This window comes from Lysobacter sp. HA35 (assembly GCF_054061195.1).
This window is the reverse complement of the sequence record NZ_JBSSDY010000001.1, coordinates 874,904-893,618: the sequence shown is the minus strand read 5'-3', so window position 1 is coordinate 893,618 and position 18,715 is coordinate 874,904. Positions and strand designations below refer to the sequence as shown.

19 protein-coding genes are annotated in these 18,715 nt (G+C 66.7%); 5 read left to right on the top strand and 14 right to left on the bottom strand.

Annotation, left to right across the window (positions count from 1 at the left end; all coding sequences use genetic code 11):
• Positions 1-17 precede the first annotated feature (17 nt).
• From pdeM to ACVWZN_RS04430, 14 genes are all read right to left on the bottom strand, one after another.
• Positions 18-719, bottom strand: coding sequence for a ligase-associated DNA damage response endonuclease PdeM (gene pdeM / locus ACVWZN_RS04495; protein WP_456952780.1), 702 nt, complete (start codon positions 717-719; stop codon positions 18-20).
• On the bottom strand, positions 709-3,444 hold the full coding sequence (locus tag ACVWZN_RS04490) for a ligase-associated DNA damage response DEXH box helicase (protein WP_456952779.1): 2,736 nt from the start codon (positions 3,442-3,444) through the stop codon (positions 709-711). The genes pdeM and ACVWZN_RS04490 overlap by 11 nt, the downstream gene beginning before the upstream one ends.
• Positions 3,441-5,033 (bottom strand): ATP-dependent DNA ligase, encoded by a 1,593-nt coding sequence (locus ACVWZN_RS04485; protein ID WP_456952778.1) that lies wholly within the window; start codon positions 5,031-5,033, stop codon positions 3,441-3,443. Before ACVWZN_RS04485 ends, ACVWZN_RS04490 begins: the two co-directional genes overlap by 4 nt.
• Complete coding sequence (locus ACVWZN_RS04480; protein ID WP_456952777.1) at positions 5,030-6,025, bottom strand: ligase-associated DNA damage response exonuclease; 996 nt, start codon at positions 6,023-6,025, stop codon at positions 5,030-5,032. Before ACVWZN_RS04480 ends, ACVWZN_RS04485 begins: the two co-directional genes overlap by 4 nt.
• A gap of 235 nt (positions 6,026-6,260) precedes the next feature.
• Positions 6,261-6,938, bottom strand: coding sequence for an OmpA family protein (locus ACVWZN_RS04475; protein ID WP_027083069.1), 678 nt, complete (start codon positions 6,936-6,938; stop codon positions 6,261-6,263).
• 93 nt (positions 6,939-7,031) lie between these two features.
• Positions 7,032-8,468, bottom strand: coding sequence for a cryptochrome/photolyase family protein (locus ACVWZN_RS04470; RefSeq protein WP_456952776.1), 1,437 nt, complete (start codon positions 8,466-8,468; stop codon positions 7,032-7,034).
• Positions 8,469-8,472: 4 nt separating this feature from the next.
• Complete coding sequence (gene alr / locus ACVWZN_RS04465; RefSeq protein WP_456952775.1) at positions 8,473-9,567, bottom strand: alanine racemase; 1,095 nt, start codon at positions 9,565-9,567, stop codon at positions 8,473-8,475.
• Positions 9,568-9,587: 20 nt separating this feature from the next.
• Positions 9,588-9,800 carry a KTSC domain-containing protein gene (locus tag ACVWZN_RS04460; protein ID WP_456952774.1) on the bottom strand — a complete coding sequence of 71 codons (213 nt, stop codon included), beginning with the start codon at positions 9,798-9,800 and terminating at the stop codon, positions 9,588-9,590.
• 9 nt (positions 9,801-9,809) lie between these two features.
• Positions 9,810-11,222 carry a replicative DNA helicase gene (locus ACVWZN_RS04455; protein ID WP_027083065.1) on the bottom strand — a complete coding sequence of 471 codons (1,413 nt, stop codon included), beginning with the start codon at positions 11,220-11,222 and terminating at the stop codon, positions 9,810-9,812.
• Between the two features lie 265 nt (positions 11,223-11,487).
• Entirely contained in the window at positions 11,488-11,940 is a 453-nt protein-coding gene (gene rplI, locus ACVWZN_RS04450) for a 50S ribosomal protein L9 (RefSeq protein WP_027083064.1), read from the bottom strand.
• 140 nt (positions 11,941-12,080) lie between these two features.
• Positions 12,081-12,311, bottom strand: a complete 231-nt coding sequence (gene rpsR / locus ACVWZN_RS04445; protein WP_027083063.1) for a 30S ribosomal protein S18 — start codon at positions 12,309-12,311, stop codon at positions 12,081-12,083.
• 12 nt (positions 12,312-12,323) lie between these two features.
• Positions 12,324-12,746, bottom strand: coding sequence for a 30S ribosomal protein S6 (gene rpsF, locus ACVWZN_RS04440; RefSeq protein ID WP_027083062.1), 423 nt, complete (start codon positions 12,744-12,746; stop codon positions 12,324-12,326).
• A 170-nt stretch (positions 12,747-12,916) separates the two neighbouring features.
• The gene (locus ACVWZN_RS04435; protein WP_456952773.1) at positions 12,917-14,716 is read right to left on the bottom strand and encodes a DUF885 domain-containing protein; all 1,800 of its coding nucleotides are present in this window, start codon (positions 14,714-14,716) and stop codon (positions 12,917-12,919) included.
• Positions 14,717-14,789: 73 nt separating this feature from the next.
• On the bottom strand, positions 14,790-15,125 hold the full coding sequence (locus ACVWZN_RS04430; RefSeq protein ID WP_027083060.1) for a HesB/IscA family protein: 336 nt from the start codon (positions 15,123-15,125) through the stop codon (positions 14,790-14,792).
• A gap of 136 nt (positions 15,126-15,261) precedes the next feature.
• Between ACVWZN_RS04430 and asnS the strand changes: the two genes are divergently transcribed.
• The 5 genes from asnS to ACVWZN_RS04405 are packed head-to-tail and all read left to right on the top strand — an operon-like array spanning position 15,262 to position 18,699.
• Positions 15,262-16,662 carry an asparagine--tRNA ligase gene (gene asnS, locus ACVWZN_RS04425; RefSeq protein WP_456952772.1) on the top strand — a complete coding sequence of 467 codons (1,401 nt, stop codon included), beginning with the start codon at positions 15,262-15,264 and terminating at the stop codon, positions 16,660-16,662.
• On the top strand, positions 16,662-16,970 hold the full coding sequence (locus ACVWZN_RS04420) for a hypothetical protein (protein WP_456952771.1): 309 nt from the start codon (positions 16,662-16,664) through the stop codon (positions 16,968-16,970). Before asnS ends, ACVWZN_RS04420 begins: the two co-directional genes overlap by 1 nt.
• On the top strand, positions 16,967-17,272 hold the full coding sequence (locus ACVWZN_RS04415) for a hypothetical protein (RefSeq protein WP_456952770.1): 306 nt from the start codon (positions 16,967-16,969) through the stop codon (positions 17,270-17,272). Before ACVWZN_RS04420 ends, ACVWZN_RS04415 begins: the two co-directional genes overlap by 4 nt.
• Positions 17,269-17,910: an FMN-binding negative transcriptional regulator gene (locus ACVWZN_RS04410; RefSeq protein ID WP_456952769.1), complete on the top strand. Its 642-nt coding sequence runs from the start codon at positions 17,269-17,271 to the stop codon at positions 17,908-17,910. The genes ACVWZN_RS04415 and ACVWZN_RS04410 overlap by 4 nt, the downstream gene beginning before the upstream one ends.
• A gap of 3 nt (positions 17,911-17,913) precedes the next feature.
• A complete protein-coding gene (locus ACVWZN_RS04405) occupies positions 17,914-18,699 on the top strand; it encodes an SDR family oxidoreductase (RefSeq protein ID WP_456952768.1) in 786 nt (261 codons plus the stop codon).
• Positions 18,700-18,715 lie beyond the last annotated feature (16 nt).

Here is an 18,715-nt window from a genome sequence, read left to right as displayed (position 1 = left end):
GCCCCAATGCCTCCGTCTCAACCTTTCGATCGACGGCGGCTGTGTGCGTATTCAGCGGGTGCCGGACGGCGGATCCACGCGGCCGTTCCGGCGGCGCAGACGACCAGCCCGTCCGCACGCGATGCATCGACCTGGCAGCCGCCGGTGAATTCCGAGAACGCGGGCAGAACCGTGATGCCGGGCTGCAGCCAGAAGACAGGCCAGCGTCGCGGCCCCAGCTCGGCGATTCCCACGCACGGGTGCAGATGGCCGCTCAGGACATGCAGCCCCGCGACCTCCCCCGGCTCGTGGCGCAGCGCGAATGGGCCGACGTCGAACGCGTCGCCCAGCAGTTCGACGTCGAGGCCGGCATCGGCCAGCGCGCGGTCGTGGTTGCCGGTCAGCGCCGCGACCTCGACCTGCGGATGCGCCTCGCGCCACGTCGCCCAGTCCTGCAGCCATGCGCTGTCGTTGACTGCGCCGTGCACGACGTCGCCAAGGATCCAGACCGACGTTGCACCGGTGAGCGCGATGGCATCCGCGAGGCGACGCAGATCGCCCATCGTGCCGCCGCGCGGCAGCCCGATTCCGGCGCGACGGAACACGTCCGCCTTACCGAGGTGGAGATCGGACAGGAACAGCCGACGCATGCGCGGCCAATACAAGGCGCGTGCGGCGAGAAGTTGCGTCGCTTCGCCGGCAATGTCGGCGTCGACCCATAGCCCGTGGTCAGCGGCCATGACGTTTCTCCAGTCGACTCGCCGCGCGCTGCACCCGCGTCTTCCAATCCTCGCTACTGAGCTGGCCGCGCAGACCTTCCGCCCAGAGCGGGAACGCTAGAGGCGTCAGACCGCGAGGGCGCAACAACATCACTTCGCGCGATGCGCAGTCGTCAAGCACGCGTTGCAGGCGCTGCACTTCGAGTTGCCCGGCGAACACCTCGCGCTCGGCGAGTTCCAGCAGCATGTGGTGCGGGTCGTAACGTTGCAGCACGTCATAGAGCAGTCCGCTCGATGCCTGCAGCTGACGCATGCTCTTCTGCGGGCGGCCGGGCACCGTTGGCGGCAGCAGGCCCGCGATGCGCGCGATCTCACGGAACTGTCGACGTGCGAGCTCGCCGAGGTTGAGACTTTCGCGCAGGTCTTCGAACAAGCGCTCGGGCGACATCAGGTCATGCAGCAGCTCTTCGTCAATGCCTGGCTCGTTCGCGGGCTTCAGCACGAAGCCGTAATCGTTCGCGGCGTAACCGAACGTGTTGGGTTCGAGACGCCCCCATCGCAGCGATACCAGCGCCGCGAGTCCTTCGTTCGCAAGCCGACCGGCGAACGGGAACACGAACAGCTGTGTGCCTTCGCGCGTCTTCGTCCATTCGACCAGTAGCTGTCCCGCGCGCGGCAACGAAGAAATGCGCGACTGCAGTTCGAGCAGGCCGGCGACGGCGCGCATCTCCGGAACGTCGACCGGTCGCGCGAGTAGGCGTTCCACGCGCGCCGCGAGTTCCATCGACAGCGGCTGCTTGATGCCCGTCCACTGCGGCACCTGCCCTTCGCCGGCCGGTGCGCGCTTCACGAGCGCGGTCATCGCTTCCATGCGCACCAGCTGCAACATGCGGCCGGAGAACAGGAAGCGATCGCCCGGCTTGAGTCGTGCGACGAAACTCTCCTCCACCGCACCCAGCGTGCCGCCTCGCACGAGCTTGACCGCGACGCTGCCTTCGCTGGTGATCGTGCCGATCGACAGGCGATGACGCAGCGCCACGCGCCGATCGTCGACCAAGTAGCGGCCGTTCTCATCGCGCACGACGCGTTGGAAGTCCGGGTAATGCTCGAGCGCGCGGCCGCCCTGCACGATGAAGTCGAGCACCGACTGCCAGGCTTCGTCGGCCAGTCCGGCGAACGCATGCGTGCCACGAACTTCCTGCAGCAGTTCGTCCGCATCGAATCCGCCGCCGAGCGCGAGCGTCACGCAGTGCTGCGCGAGAACGTCGAGGCTCATACGAGGTGGGCGGCGTGCCTCGACCTCGCCGGCCGTCACCGCTTCGCGCACCGCGGCGAACTCGACGAGTTCCAGCATGTGCGTCGGCACGCAGACCACGTGACCAGATTCGCCGGGACGATGCTTCGCGCGGCCAGCGCGCTGCAGCAGGCGCGCGGTCCCCTTGGGGCTGCCGAGCTGGAACACCTGGTCGACCGCGGGAAAGTCGACGCCGAGATCTAGGCTCGACGTCGCGACCACGCAGCGCACGCTGCCGTCGCGCAGCCCGGCTTCGACTTCGGCGCGTATGCTGGGATCGAGCGAGCCGTGATGCAGCGCGAGCGTCGCCGGATCTTCCGGCCACACCGCCTGCAGCGCCTGATGCCAGAGCTCGGCGAAGGCGCGCGTGTTGGTGAACAGCAGGCTGGTGCGTGCTTCGAAGATGCGATCGGCGACGCGCGAGAGTTGCGCGAGGCCGAGATGTCCCGCCCACGGAAAACGTTCGCCCGCGTCGGGCAACAACGTTTCGAGCGTGACGGCGCGTGGTGTCGCACCGGACACCACCACCGAGTCCGGCACGTGTGGAAGCAGTACCTCGCGCGCTTGGTCGAGATTGCCGAGCGTGGCGGACAGCCCCCAGATGCGCAGCTTCGGCGACAACGCGCGCACCCGCGCCAAGCACAGCTGCAGCAGTACGCCGCGCTTGGTGCCCAGTAGCTCGTGCCATTCGTCGACGACGACGCAGCGAAGCGACGCCAGCCGTTCGGCGGTTTCCGGATACGACAGCAACAGGGCGAGCGACTCCGGCGTCGTCACCAGCGCATCCAGCCGGCCGTCACGAGCGAGCTTCTTGTCGCGCGCGCTCGCGTCGCCCGTGCGCAGGCCGATCGCCCAGTCGAGGCCCAGCGCATCGGCGGGTTCGCGGAGCGCGCGCAGCGTGTCGGTGGCGAGCGCACGCAGCGGCGTGATCCACAGCACCTTGAGGTCGCGCGTCTTCTCGTTCGCGACTGCCCCGCCCCGCACGTCTGCGATGGCCTCGATCAACGGGCCGCCGAACGCGGCTAACGTCTTGCCACTGCCCGTCGGCGTATGCAGCAGCCCGCTGTCGCCGCGCAGATAGCGCGTCCAGACATCACGCTGGAACGGCGCCGGCGACCAGCCGCGGCTGGCGAACCAGTCGGCCAGCACCTGCTCGGGGTCGTGGGATTTCGAATGTCGCGCAGGCCTAACTCGCGACGGCAGGTCGATGACACCTTCGAGTGCGCAGATCGCATCGGCCTCTGCGGTCTGTTGCTCGCGCTCGCGCAGGCGTTCTGCTCGCGCCTGCGCTTCTGCGCGACGTCGCTCGGAGGCGGCGCGCCGCGACTTCTCGCGACGTATCGATTCCACCGTCTGCCGCGGCGCATCCGGGTCGGGCCGCTCGGGATACGCCGCGTACGGGTCGTCCTCGCCGTCGGGCGGCATCAGGCCCTTCAACAACCAGCCGCTCATCGCGCCAGCGCTCGCAGCGTGTCGAGCTTGTCGGCGTCGCGTGGTGTCTTGTCCTGACGCCAGCGGAGGATGCGCGGGAAGCGCACGGCGATTCCCGACTTGTGCCGGCTGGACTTGTTCACTGCTTCGAAGCCGAGTTCGAACACATGTACCGCTTCGACCGACCGCACAGGCCCAAAGCGTTCGACCGTGTGCGCGCGGATCCAGCGATCCAGAGCGAGGATCTCCTTGTCGTCGAGCCCCGAATACGCCTTCGCGACCGGCACCAGTGCGTCGCCATCCCATAGACCGAACGTGTAATCGGTAAACAGCGTGCTGCGTCGACCGTGCCCCGACTGCGCGTAGATCAGCACGGCGTCGATGTTGAGCGGATCGATCTTCCACTTCCACCAGTCACCGCGACGACGACCCACCTGATATGTCGACGAACGACGCTTGAGCATCAACCCCTCGACACCGCGTTCGCGCGCGGCTTCGCGTAGCGACAGCGCTTCCGTCCAGTCACCCGCATCGACCACGGGCGATGGAACGATCCGCGGGTCGTTCGTGGATGACAGCAGGTCATCGAGCATGAGTCGTCGCTCGGCGAGCGGAACCTCACGCAGGTCGCGACCGTTAAGTTCAAGCAGGTCGTAGGCGAGTACGCAGACCGGCGTGTCGGCGAGCGTCTTTGGACCTGGCTTGCGACGCTGAATCCGCGTCTGCAGTGCGGTGAACGGCATCGGCTGCTCATCGCCTGCGCGCCACGCCATGAGTTCACCGTCGATGACGCAGTCGCGCGGAAGCAGCGTCGCGGCGTCTTCGATCTCCGGAAAGCGTCCGTCCAGCCGTTCTTCGCCGCGTGACCACAGCGCGATCTCCGGGCCGCGCCGGATCAGCTGCAGGCGGATGCCGTCCCACTTCCATTCGAGCAACCAGTCCTCGATGGCGCCGAGGCTTTCGGCTTCCGCTTCGAGCGGAGATGCCAGAAAGAACGGATAAGGCTGTTCGCGATCGCCCGGCAATTCTTCGGGATTGAGCAGGTCGCGCAGAAAGTCCGGCGTCGGCGCCCAGTTGCCGAGCATGCGTTGCGCGATGCGGGCGATGTCGACGCCCGACATCTCGGCGAGCGCCTGCTGCACCAGTCGCTGCGACACGCCGACACGCAGCGCACCGGTCAGCATCTTGTTGAAGGCGAGTCGCTCGTCGGCGCACAGCGATTTCCAACCATCGACGACTGCGGCCCGACGCAATACCGGGTCGCGCCCTGCCACCGGGATCAACCGCTTGGTGATCCAGTCATGCAGCGGAATATCGACGACGCCCTTCGGCGGGTCGTCGAACAACAGCGTCAATGTCTCCGCGAGATCGCCGACGTGCGCATGGCTGTCCTCGAACAGCCATTCCGGCATGCCGGCCTCCTGCGTCAGCCATTCGCGCAGTTCGCGCGTGTTGGCGATCTTGGTGAGCTTGCCGCCGGACAACAGCCACAGCGCCCAGACCGCGTCTTCGGGCGGCGCATCGCGGAAATACGCGATCAGCGCCGCGCGCTTGTCGAGCGTCGCGGTGCTGCGATCGAGTTCGGTGTACAGGGCGGCGAAGCGCTTCATTCGGCTTCACCGCCGTAGTCGGTGGCGAAGGCTTCGGCCGCGATACCTTCTTCGATGAGCGCGCGGATGATCGCGTCGGTATTGCCATGCGTGGCGATGACGCGGCTCGCACCGGTTTCGCGGATGGTGCGCATCAGATCCGGCCAGTCGGCGTGATCGGAGACGACGAAGCCGCGGTCGTAGTTCCGACGCCGGCGATTGCCACGCACGCGCATCCAGCCTGACGCGAAACCCGTCTGCGCACGACGGAACCGTCGCATCCACGGACTACCTGCCGCGGACGGCGGTGCGATCACCAGTTCGCCTGCGAACTCGGCACCCTTCGCTGTTTCGGAAACGGGCAACGTCTCGACCATGCGGATGCCGGCGTCGCGATAGACCTGCACGCCGGCGGCGACAGCGCCGTGCACGAACACCGGGCGATCGGTCCACATCGCGAGTTCCGCGAGAACACGCTGCGCCTTGCCGAGCGCGTAGCAGAGCAGCACTGCGGCTTCACCGCGTGACGCGCAGTGGTCGCGCCACTCGACGATCTCACGCGCGACATCGCTGGTATCGGGCCAGCGATAGATCGGCAGACCGAACGTCGCCTCGGTGATGAAGGTGTCGCAGTCGACGACCTCGAACGGCGCGCAGGTCGGGTCGTGCTGGCGTTTGTAGTCGCCGGACGCCACCCACACCTGCCCGTCCGCCTCGATGCGCACCTGCGCCGAGCCGAGCACATGGCCCGCCGAATGGAACGACACGCGCGCATGGCCGATCTCGAATGATTCGCCGTACTCGAACGTGCGGTACGCCTGCTCGCCCAGACGCCACCGCAGGATCGGCAGGCCGTCGCGTGCGGCGAAGTACTCGGCGTTGCCCGGGCGCGCGTGGTCGCCATGGCCGTGGGTGATCACTGCACGTTCGACGGGTTTCCACGGGTCGATGTAGAAGTCGCCCTGCGGGCAATACAGCCCTTCGCGGCGGAGGACGACGAGATCGGATGACATGGAGCGACCGTAGGCGGTGGAGCGTCAGCGCACCGACAAAGGCGCAGGGCGACGGTAAGGCGATGCCGTCTCACCTGACGTGACGCGTCGGCCGCGCCGGCATCGCCATTCACAATCGACGCAGCTACGCGAGTACGGCCGGTCGCGCGTGACCTCAACGCGGCTTGTTTCTGGACCGCCAAAAAGAAAGGCGGGGCGCCGAAGCACCCCGCCTTCCCCCGCCCGATCTGTTCGATCAGCCCTGGCGCAGCGGCACCAGCGTGATTTCGACGCGGCGATTGCGCGACCAGCACGATTCCGTGTTCTCGGTGCACAGCAGCTGCGTTTCACCGCGGCCGACGACGACCATGCGGTCACGCGTCACGCCGCGCGTCGTCAGGTAGCCGGCCACCGATTCGGCGCGCTGCTGCGACAGGTTGAGATTGTAGCTGGCATCGCCGCGCTGGTCGGTGTGACCGGCGACATTGATGACCGTTTGGTTGTACTGCGTCAGCGTGCTCGCCAGGTTGTCCAGTACCGGACGGAACTGCGACTGCAGCGCCGAGCTGTTCGTACCGAACGTAATTGCATCGGGCATGGTCAGCACGATGTTGTCGCCCTGACGCGTCACGCCGACGCCGGTGCCCTGCAGGCTGTCGCGCAGCGCGCGTTCCTGGCGGTCCTGATAGTTGCCGACGGCACCGCCGGCGAGTGCGCCGACGCCTGCACCGACGAGCGCACGCTGGCGGCGTTCGACCGCATCGTCACCGCTCAGAACGCCGGCGACGGCGCCGACTGCTGCGCCGATCAGCGCACCGTTGCGCGTGCGGTCATTGGTATCGGGGTTGGTGCTGTAGGAATTCGGATTCGTCGCGCAACCGGCGACCATCGCGCCGATCAGCGCGGTAAGAACGAACGTGGAAGCAGTCTTCATGGAGTGGCCCTCTAGGCTTTGGCGTGGCCACGCTAGGTGCGCCATCGTCACCGACAGGTGAGGAAGAGCACGCTCGTTCAGCGTCCAGAGGTATTAGTCGTCACCGCGTCGTGCATCGCGTGATTTCCGGTATGCGAGGAGCGCGTCGTCACGACCTTTCGCAAGGTCGACGAGTGGTGTTCTCGGATACGAAGGCGCAACGCGCGCGAGAAGTTCCGGGTTGCGCCACGGTGCATGACGCAACGGCACAGGAATCGATGCGAGCTCCGGAAGCCACTGTGCGACGTACTCACCGCGCGGGTCGAAACGCTCGGCCTGCGTCACCGGATTGAACACGCGGAAGTACGGCGCTGCGTCCGCACCCGTGCCCGCAACCCACTGCCAACCCATCGTGTTGTTGGCGAGATCGGCGTCGACCAGCGTGTCACGGAACCACTCCGCGCCCGTGCGCCAATGCACGCGCATGTGCTTGCACAGGTAGCTCGCGACGATCATGCGCACGCGGTTGTGCATCCAGCCTGTCGCCCACAGCTCGCGCATGCCCGCATCGACGATTGGCACGCCGGTGCGTCCGCGACGCCAGCGGTCCAGGCTCGACCGCGTCTGCTTGGCCCAGTCGAACGACGCGAAGCGTTCGTCGAGATCGCGATCGGGCGTATGCGGGAAATGATGCAGAAGATGCGTTGCGAATTCGCGCCAGACGAGTTGACGCAGGAAGGCGTCGATCTGCGCATCCGGAACGCGACCACGCTGCGCTTCGATCGCATGCACCACGCGCCAGACCGCGATCTCACCGAAATGCAGATGCGGCGACAGTCGCGACGTGCCGATTCGATCCGGCCGATCGCGTCCTTCGACATAGCCGTGCAACGCGCCATCGACGAACGCTTCGAGCGCTTCGCGCGCGCCGGCCTCACCCGGTGTCCAGTGCGACCAGAAGCCGCCGTCCCAGGTTCGCTCCGGCGTGAGGCGAAGCTGGTCGATCAGCACGCCCGCCGGGCCGTCGTCACTGTGCGGAATGCGGTCGGGTGCATCCTGCGGCGACGTCGGCGCCCAGTGCGCGAGCGCGGCGCGATAGAACGGCGTGAATACGCGATACGGCCCGCCCTTCCCCGTCTTCAGCGTCCACGGTTCGAACAGCAGAGCACCGTTGAAGCTTTCGACCTGCAGCGCCTGCTCGCGCAGTTCGCGCTTGATGCGTGCATCGCGCGCTTCGACCGCAGGTTCGTAGCGACGATTCCAGAACACGGCTTCCGCACCGGTCGCGGCAGCGATGCCGGCGAGTGTCGGGCCTGCATGCCCGAGAAAGAATCGCAGCGCGTTGCCGTGCCGATGCAATGCGTCGTCCAGCGATTGCAGCGATCGTGCGCGCCATGCATTCGAGGCTGCACCGGGCACCCACTCGCCCTCGCCGTCCGGGTCATGGATGTAGACGGGCACCACATCGAAGCCGCCATCGATCGCGGCCTGCAACGCCGGGTTGTCGTCGAGCCGCAGGTCGTTCCGGAACCAGACGATCGCGACGGGCATGGCGTCAGCGTTCGAGGAAACGTACGCGTCGCGTGATCGAACAGGTCAGCTCGTAACCGATGGTGCCGGCCGATGCCGCGATGGTTTCGACGGGCAACTCCGGACCCCACAAAGTCACCGGATCGCCAACGCGTGCTTCGGGAACGCCGCGCAGGTCGATCGTCATCAGGTCCATCGAAATGCGCCCGATCACCTGCGTCCGATGGCCGCCAACGAGAACGGGGGTGCCTGCGGGCGCCGCGCGTGGATAGCCGTCGCCATAGCCGATGGCCGCGACGCCTACGTCCATGTCTTCCGGGCATTCCCACGTGCCGGCGTAGCCAATGCGGCCGCCCTTGCAGACGCGATTCACCGCGATGAGGCGCGTCGACAGCGTCATTGCGGGACGCAGGCCGAAGTCTTCGCCGGTGCGGCCGTCGACCACGGAAATGCCATAAAGCGCGCCGCCGGGACGCACCCAGTCGTCGTGCGCATCCGGCCAACCGAGCACCGCTGCGGAGTTCGCGAGCGACCGCGCGCCGTCGAGATCGGCGGTGACCGCGCGGAACACGTCCATCTGCTCACGTGTCTGCGCGCCGCGCGATGGGCTGTCCGCGAAATCGTCGGACGCCGCGAAGTGGTTCATCAGCACGACGTTGCCGACGGCGCCACCGCGCATGGACATCAGCCGCTGATACGCGGCGCGAAAAGCATCTGGCGCGAAACCGAGGCGATGCATGCCGCTGTCGAGCTTGAGCCAGCAATCGATCGGCTCACCGGGCGCGGCCTGTTCGAGCATTTCGAGCTGCGAGACGTGATGCACCGTCGTCCACACGTTCAAGCCACGCAGGCGTTCGATGTCCGAAGGTTCGTCGAAGCCCGAGAGAAGCAGGATCGGCTGCGAAATGCCCGCAGCACGCAGGCGCTCTGCATCGGACAACGCGGCGACGCCGAACGCATCGGCGCCGGCCAGCGCACGCGCCACACGCTCGAGGCCGTGGCCGTAGCCGTCGGCCTTCACCACCGCCATCACCCGGCTGCGCGGCGCGCGGGCGCGCACCTGGCCGAGGTTGTGACGCAGGGCGTCGACGTGGATGGTCGCGGAGGTCGGTCGTGCCATCCGCGCATTCTAAGGCGGCGTCAGTGCACCTGCTCGAAGCGGTAGCGGTCGCGCACGCGCTCGCTGAAATAGTGGCCGCGCGAGCCGGCCCGCATCATCCGCAGCACTTCCTGCTCGGGCACTTCGAAGTACTGGTAGACGCTGCCGCTGGTGAATTCGATCTCCAGCACCTGACGCGCCGGGTCATAACCGACGCTGCTCAGGGCTTCGGAGTCGAGGGGGATGCGCTCCACCCCGCGAAATTATTCGAACGAACCGATCGAGTCGTGTGAAAGGTTGTCGAAGCGGGTGTACTCGCCAAAGAACTTCAGCTTGAAGGAGCCGGTCGGGCCGCTTCGCTGCTTGCCGATGATGACTTCGGCAAGGCCCTTATCCGGCGAATTTTCCTTGTTGTAGTAATCGTCGCGGTAGATGAAGACGATCATGTCGGCGTCCTGCTCGATCGCGCCCGATTCGCGAAGGTCTGCCATCACCGGCCGCTTGTCGGTACGCGTTTCCAGCGATCGGTTGAGCTGCGACAGCGCGATGATCGGCACGCCGAGCTCCTTCGCCAGGCCCTTCAACGAGCGCGAGATCTCGGAGATTTCGGTCGCGCGGTTCTCGTTGTTGCCTGGCACCGACATCAGCTGCAGGTAGTCGATGACGATCAGGCCGAGGCCGTGCTCGCGCTTGAGGCGACGCGCCTTCGACGACAGCTTCACCGGCGACAGGCCCGGCTCATCGTCGATGAACACCTTGGCTTCGCGCAGCTGACGGATCGCGCCGGTGACGCGGCTCCAGTCCTCGTCTTCCAGCTGACCGGTACGCAGGCGCTGCGCGTTGACGCGACCCACCGACGAGATCAAGCGCATCGCGAGCTGCGACGCCGACATTTCCATCGAGAACACCGCGACCGGCAGGCGGCTCTTGAACGCGGCGAACTCGGCGATGTTGAGCGCGAGCGTGGTCTTGCCCATCGCCGGACGCGCGGCAAGGATGATCAGGTCGGTCTTCTGCAGACCGGCGGTGAGTTCATCGAACTCGGTATAGCCCGTGGGCAGCCCGGTGACGCCGCTGCCGTTCGCATAGCGCGTCTGCAGTTCGTCGAACGCTTCCGACAGCGCCTTGGTGACCGGCGTGAAGTCCTCGCGTCCCGTGCGGTTGGCCTGCGAGATCGCCAGCACTTCGCGTTCGGCTTCCTCGAGGATCTCGCCGCTCTCGCGGCCGTCCGGCTGGAACGCGTTGTTGACGACGTCGGTGCCGACTTCGATCAGCTGCCGCAGGATTGCCTTGTCGCGCACGATCTCCGCATACGCGGCGATGTTCGCGGCCGACGGCGTAGTGCTTGCGAGTTCGATCAGATACGCGCCACCGGCAACCGTTTCCGACTGCCCCATCGACTCGAACCATTCGCCGAGCGTCACCGCGTCGAAAGGACGGTTCTTCTCCGCCAGCTCGCGGATCGCGCGATAGATGAGCTGATGGTCACGACGGTAGAAATCGCCGTCGCTGAGCTGGTCGGCGACGCGGTCGTAGGCGTCCGGCGCGAGCATCAGGCCACCGAGCACGGCCTGCTCGGCCTCGACGGACTGCGGCGGCACCCTCAACTGGTCGACGCGTTGCTCGGCGCGCGTCTCGAAGCGCTTTTCGTTGCGGAAGCCGGCGCGTGCACTCATCGTCGTTGCTGCTCTCTGCCGCGTTCGCGGCGCGATGTTCCCCGCCGCATCCTAGCCAGCGGAAGCCTGCGTCCGTTGCAGATAAGTCTGTGGGTAAGTCGGGATAAGTCGCAGCCGTTGTCGCACGGCGCTGTCTCGTGGAGTGCGATCACGAATCGGCTGTCGACACCGTCCGGATTCGCGCCACGCAGACGCTGTCTTGCGCGGCCGGAAACGACGAAGGGCGCCCGGAGGCGCCCTTCGGCTTGTCGCGATGACGCGTGGATCAGGCCTGTTCGCCGACCACGATCACCTTGACGGTCTGCTCGACGTCGGCGTGCATGCGCACGATGACGTCGTACTCGCCGGTGCGGCGGAACGGGCCTTCGCCCAGCACCACTTCCGACTTGTCGACCTTGTGGCCGAGCTTGGACAGCTGCTCGGCGATGTCGCGCGGCGTGACCGAGCCGAACAGCTTGCCTTCCGGCGAAGCGTTGGCGGCGATCGTGACCTCGGCGCCTTCCAGCGCGGCGCGGCGGGCTTCGGCGCCCTCGAGCTGCGCCTTGGCCTTGGCTTCGAACTCGGCGCGGCGCGCCTCGAAGTCGGCCAGGTTCGACGCGGTGGCCGGAGTGGCCTTGCCCTGCGGGACGAGGAAGTTGCGGCCGTAACCCGGCTTGACGTTGACCTTGTCGCCGAGGCGGCCGAGGTTGGTCACGTTCTGGAGAAGAATGAGCTGCATGGTGATGCTCCGTATTCGTTAGTGGCGGCGAGGCGTCTGCCGGTCACCGCCACAGCGGATCGCTGTCCGAATGGAAAAAGTCGCGGTGCTTCGTCGAAGAGCCCGCGTGTTGACGCGGACTCCCTACGAACGACGCGTACTTACGCGTTGTGGTTGTCGGTGTACGGGATCAGCGCCAGGAAACGGGCGCGCTTGACCGCCGTGGCCAGCTGGCGCTGGTACTTCGACTTGGTACCGGTGACGCGGCTCGGGACGATCTTGCCGGTCTCGGTGAGGTACTGGCGAAGGGTATTGAGATCCTTGTAATCGATCTCCTTGATACCTTCGGCCGTGAACTTGCAGAACTTGCGGCGACGGAAGAACTTGGACATGGGTCGGATTCCTTAGGCGGCTTCGGCGGTGTCGGAGGCGTCGGCAGCGGGTGCACCGTCGCCATCGTCGTCACGGCGGCGGCGATCGCCACGCTCGCCCTTGTCACCCTTCTCGTCCTTGAACTTCATGATCAGCGACTGCTCGGTGTCCGCACCGTCGCGCTTCATGACGAGGTGGCGGAGCACGGCGTCGTTGAAGCGGAAGCTGTCGACCAGCTCGTTCATCGTGGCCTGCGAGGCCTCGATGTTGAGCAGCACATAGTGAGCCTTGACCAGGTTCTGGATCGGGTACGCCAGCTGGCGGCGGCCCCAGTCTTCCAGACGGTGGATCTTGCCTTCCGCGGTTTCGATCAGCGACTTGTAGCGCTCGATCATCGCCGGGACCTGCTCGCTCTGGTCCGGATGGACCAGGAACACGACTTCGTAATGACGCATTTTCGTTTCCTTGTGGATACGGCGCGTGGCGCCGGGCAGCTCCCTGCGTGCAGCAGCAGTGGAGCAAGGTCGCCGCGACCAACGGCCGCGGAGCCGGAAATTATGTCAGCTCAATGGGTTACGTGCAAACCGCGTGAAACCGGCGGGCCGGTTTCGGGCGACCGGCGGGTTCAGCGAGTGGCCGCGACCGGCGCCTGCTTGCGGGCGGCGATCCACTCGTCGATGTGGGTCTCCAGCACCGATAGCGGCACCGAGCCGGTCTCGAGCACGGCGTCGTTGTAGTCGCGCAGGTCGAAGCGGTCGCCCAGCTCGCGGGCCGCCTTCGCGCGCAGCTCGGAGATCTTCATCTGGCCGATCTTGTAGCCCAGCGCCTGCCCCGGCCAGCTGATGTAGCGGTCGATCTCGTTGACCACGTCCTGCCGGGTCTTGGGCGAGTTATCCATGAAGTACTGGATGGCCCGGTCGCGGCTCCAACCCTTGGCGTGCATGCCGGTGTCGACCACCAGCCGCACTGCGCGCCACATGTCGTAGGCCAGCTGACCCATGCGGTCGTAGGGGTCGTTGTAGAGGCCCATGTCGTAGCCCAGGCGCTCGGCGTACAGGCCCCAGCCTTCGCTGTAGGCGATGAAGTAGGCCGTGCGGCGGAACATCGGCGCATCCGGCAGCTCCAGCGCCCGGGCGAACTGGAAATGGTGGCCTGGCACCGACTCGTGCAGCGACAGCGGGACCATCTCCCAGGTCGGCCGCGTCTCGGGCTTGTAGAGGTTGACGTAGTAGAAGCCCGGCCGGCTGCCGTCGGACGCGCCGGGCTGGTAGTAGGCGGTGGTCTGATCCGGCGCGACCGCGTCGGGGATCGGGCGCACGCCGTAGGGCAGTCGTGGAATCGTGCGGAAGACCTTCACCAGTTCGGGGTCGATGCGCTTCGCCGTCGCCGCGTACGCCTCGAACAGGTCGTCGGGCGTCTTCTTGAAGAACTTCGGATCGGTGCGGAGGTACTGGAAGAACGCCTGCATGTCGCCCTTGAAGCCGACTTCCGCCTTCACCTTCTCCATCTCGCCGCGGATGCGCGCGACTTCCTTCAAGCCGATCTCGTGGATCTGGTCCGCGGTCAGGTTGGTCGTGGTGAAGTAGCCAGCGAGGAAGTCGTAGTACGCGCGGCCATCGGGCAGATCCGTAGCTGCCGTGCTCGTGCGCGTAGCCGGGATGTATTCCTTGTCGAAGAACGTCGCGAATTCGCGGTACGCCGGGATGATCTTGCGTGCGATGACGTCCTTGGCCTGCGACTGCAGGCGTTCGCGCTCCGCGGCGGGAACCGAATCCGGAAACTTGAGGAAGGGCGAGTAGAACCGGCTCTTGGTGACGTCGTCGACCAGTTGCGACTGCAATTGCGTGCTCACGCGCTGCATCAACACGCGCGGCGGCGTGCGGCCGGCCTTCATGCCTGCGCGCAGAATCACCTCGTTCTGCTCGATGAGCGTCGGCAGTGCGTCGAGGCGCTTGAGCCAGTCCTGATAGTCCTTGACGCTGCGGAACTGCATGTACTCGACGATGCCGTCGACACTCTGGATGCCACCCAGCTGCGTCACCGGCATCATCCATTCCTCGAAGCGCTGGCGATCGACCGCGTGCTGGGCGCTCCAGAGGTAGACGTCGTAGTTGACGCGATCGGCGTCGGAGAGCGCGCTGCGGTCGATCGCCTTCAACTGCGCGAGCGCATCACGATCCTCGGCCTCGATACGCGCGAACGACTGGAGGCTCGCGTCGATCCACCGATCGTTGTAACGGGTGTCACCCTCGGTCGTGGCGAGCTCGGGGTTCTCGCGCAGGTAGCGCTCCCACTGCTCGTCGAAGAACCGATGCAACGCCGTGGTCGCGGCGTTCGTCACTGCCGGTGCGGGCGCGGGTGCAGCACTCGAAACGACAGGAATCAACGTCGACAGCGCGACGGCGAGCAGCAGCGGACGAAGCATCGGGCGGACTCCGGGCGGGATCGCGCGAGTCTAGCGCCGCTTGTCGACGCGCCGCCCGTGCGCCGGTCGCGGATCAGACGTCGTCGGCGGTGGTGAAGCTCTCGCCGCAACCGCATTCGCCGCGCACGTTCGGATTGCGGAACACGAACTGCTCGCCGAGCTTCTGACGCACGAGGTCGATCTCGGTGCCGTCGACGATCGCGAGGCTGGCCTGGTCGACGTAGATGCGCACGTCGTCCTGCAGGAAGATGCGGTCGTCGTTGCTCGATGCCTTCGCGAGGTCGGCGACGTACTGCCAGCCCGAGCAACCGGTCTTCTTGACGCCGAAACGCAGGCCCAGCGCATCGGGCGTCTCGCTGAGGTAGCGGCGGACGCGGTCGAGGGCGGCGGGGGCGAGCGAGACGGCCATGAAGACTCCAGTGCGGCGGATCGTGCGGGACGAGTATAGGCAGCTGGCCGCAAAGGCCCTGCAACAGCACGTAAACTCTGCGTCCCACGTCGGGCCGACCGGCCCGTAAATCAAGATCAGGACGGACGGTCAGCGCATGACGATCATGAGCGTCGAGCAGGTGCTCGCGGGCAAGGTGCCGGCAGGTGGCGAAGTCACGGTGCGCGGCTGGGTCCGCACGCGGCGCGATTCCAAGGCGGGGCTGAGCTTCGTCAACGTCAGCGACGGCTCGTGCTTCGCGCCGATCCAAGTGGTGGCACCGGCCGACCTCGCCAATTACGAGTCCGAGGTGAAGCGGCTGACCGCCGGTTGCGCGGTGATCGCCACGGGCAAGGTCGTGCAGTCGCAGGGCCAGGGCCAGGCGTTCGAGCTGCAGGCGACCGAGATGGAAGTGGTCGGCTGGGTCGAAGATCCCGAGACCTATCCGATCCAGCCCAAGGCGCATTCGCTCGAGTTCCTGCGCGAAGTCGCGCACCTGCGCCCGCGCACCAACCTGTTCGGCGCGGTCACGCGCATCCGCAACACGCTGGCGCAGGCGGTGCACCGCTTCTTCCACGAGAACGGCTTCTACTGGATCTCGACGCCGATCGTCACGACGTCCGATGCCGAAGGCGCGGGCCAGATGTTCCGCGTGTCGACGCTCGACATGGCGAATCTCCCGCGCGACGGCAAGGGCGCGGTCGATTTCAGCCGCGACTTCTTCGGCAAGGAAGCATTCCTCACGGTGTCGGGCCAGCTCAACGTCGAGGCGTACTGCCTCGCGCTCAGCAAGGTCTACACCTTCGGCCCGACGTTCCGCGCCGAGAACTCGCACACCACGCGCCACCTGGCCGAGTTCTGGATGATCGAGCCGGAGATCGCGTTCGCCGATCTCAACGACAACGCCGACCTCGCCGAGCGCTTCCTCAAGTACCTGTTCCGCGCCGTGCTCGCGGAGCGCGCGGACGACCTCGCGTTCATCGCCGAGCGCGTGCAGAAGGATGCGATCACGCGTCTCGAAGCGTTCGTCAACGCGCCGTTCGAGCGCATCGAGTACTCCGACGCGATCACGCTGCTGCAGAAGTCCGGCGAGAAGTTCGAGTTCCCGGTCGAATGGGGCCTGGACCTGCAGACCGAGCACGAGCGCTGGCTGACCGAGCAGCACGTCGGCCGCCCCGTCGTCGTCATGAACTATCCCGAGCACATCAAGGCGTTCTACATGCGCCTCAACGACGACGGAAAGACGGTCGCCGCGATGGACGTGCTCGCGCCGGGCATCGGCGAAATTATCGGCGGCAGCCAGCGCGAAGAGCGTCTGGACATGCTCGACAAGCGCATGGCGCAGTTCGGCCTCGACGGCGAGCACTACGGCTGGTATCGCGATTTCCGTCGCTACGGCACGGTGCCGCACGCGGGCTTCGGGCTGGGCTTCGAGCGCCTCGTCGTCTACGTCTGCGGCCTGTCGAACATCCGCGACGCCATCCCCTACCCGCGCGCGCCGGGCCAGGCCGACTACTGATGATCCTGTTCCTCGCCCTGTGCTTCGTCGCGACGGCGATCGCCGGCGCGAGTGCGCTGGTGATCTTCTGGCCGCTGGCGCTCGTGCATATCCGCGATCGGCATCCCGAGCTCGCCGACCAGCTCGGGCCGAATGCGTTTTTCCGCCTGAGCGCGTGGAAATGGCTGCTGCTTGGTCGTTATCGCGGCATGCCGGATCGCAACCTGACCGGCCTCGCAGGGCCCGCGCGCATCTCGCTACTGACGATCATCGTCGGCCTGCTGCTCGCGTGGCTGCTGTGGCTGGTGTCGTACTGGATGGGAGCATGACGATGTCGCAGGACCAATGGTGGCTCGCAACCGCGGGCGGCACGCTGATCTGGGCGCGCCTGCGCGTGCTGGAAGCCGGCACCGCAGAGGTGCTGGATTGCGACGGCGCCACCCTGCCCTACGACAGCGAGGACAGCGCGCGCGCCGCGTTGATGGACGCCGAGTTCGTCTCGCTCGAAGGTCTCGATGCCGACGATGCCGACATGCGCGGCTTCGACCTCGACGCACTCACGCCGCCACGCGGCACCAGCGACGACGCGCTGCGTCCGCAGATGATCGTCAAGCTGCCGCGACGCCAGTGACGCTCTACCTACCGCGAGCCTTCGACGAGCGCGATCTCTCGCGACTCGACGCGCTCGCGGCGGCGCATCCGTTCGCAACGCTGATCACCGTCGACGACGGCACGCCGACTCTCTCGCACTTGCCGATGCTGTATGCACGCGACGGCGATTCGATCGTGCTGCGCGGTCACCTCGCACGGCCGAATCCGCAGACGCGTCATCGCGGCCGCGCGCTCGTCATGCTCCGGGGCCCGCACGCCTACGTGTCGCCGACCTGGTACACGGACAAGGCCGAGCAGGCGCGCGTACCCACCTGGAATTACGTAGTCGCCCATCTGAGCGGCGCGCTCGAGTGGTTCGACGATGAGGACGCGCTTGGCGATCTGTTGACCCAGCTCGGCGACGTGCACGAATCGCGCGTCGGCGGCGACTGGCGCTACGACGCGAACGATCCTGCCGAGCGCGTGCAACTGCGCGGCATCGTCGGCCTGCGCATCACCGTCGACCGCGTCGAGTTGAAGGCCAAGCTCAGCCAGAACCATCCGCTCGCCAACCGCCACGCGGTGATCGATCGCCTCGCGTCGTCCGACGACGCCGGCGATCGCGATGTCGCCGCGTGGATGCGCGCCACTCTCGACTCGATGCAAGAAGGAGCCTGATCCATGGATCTCGACCTCACTGGCCGCCACGCGCTCGTCTGCGGTGCCTCCGAAGGCATCGGCCGCGCAACGGCGCACGAACTCGCGCTGCTGGGCGCCGACGTGACACTGCTGTCGCGTCGCCCTGAAGTGCTGCAACAGGTTGCCGACGCCCTACCCGCTCGCGGTGCACAGGCGCACGGCTGGATCGCAGCAGATGTCAGCGATCTCGACGGCTTGCGCGCGAAGGTCGAAGGCGTGGTGTCCGGCAAGCCCGTGCACATCCTCATCGACAACACCGGCGGCCCGCCGGGCGGGCCCGCGCATACCGCCACGCTCGATGCCTTCCGCGACGCGTTCACACGCCACCTGCTCGCCAACCAGACGCTGGTGCAGGCGGTTGTCGCCGGCATGAAAGGCGCGGCGTGGGGCCGCATCGTCAACATCATTTCGACATCGGTGCGCGAGCCGATCCCGAACCTCGGCGTCTCGAACACGGTGCGCGGCGCGGTGGCCAGCTGGGCGAAGACGTTGTCGCGCGAACTCGCGGCCGACGGCATCACCGTCAACAACGTGCTGCCCGGCTACACCAAGACCGCACGTCTGACGCAAATCCTCGCCGACCGCTCGAAGGCAACCGGCCAGAGCGAGGACGAGGTCGCCGACGGCATGCGTCGCGCCGTGCCCGCGGCCCGCTTCGCCGAAGCGGCCGAAGTCGCGTCGGTCATCGCCTTCCTGTGCTCGCCGGCGGCCGGTTACGTCAACGGTGTGAGCCTCGCCGTCGATGGTGGCCGCATGCAGTCGATCTGATCGCAACGGGCCGCGA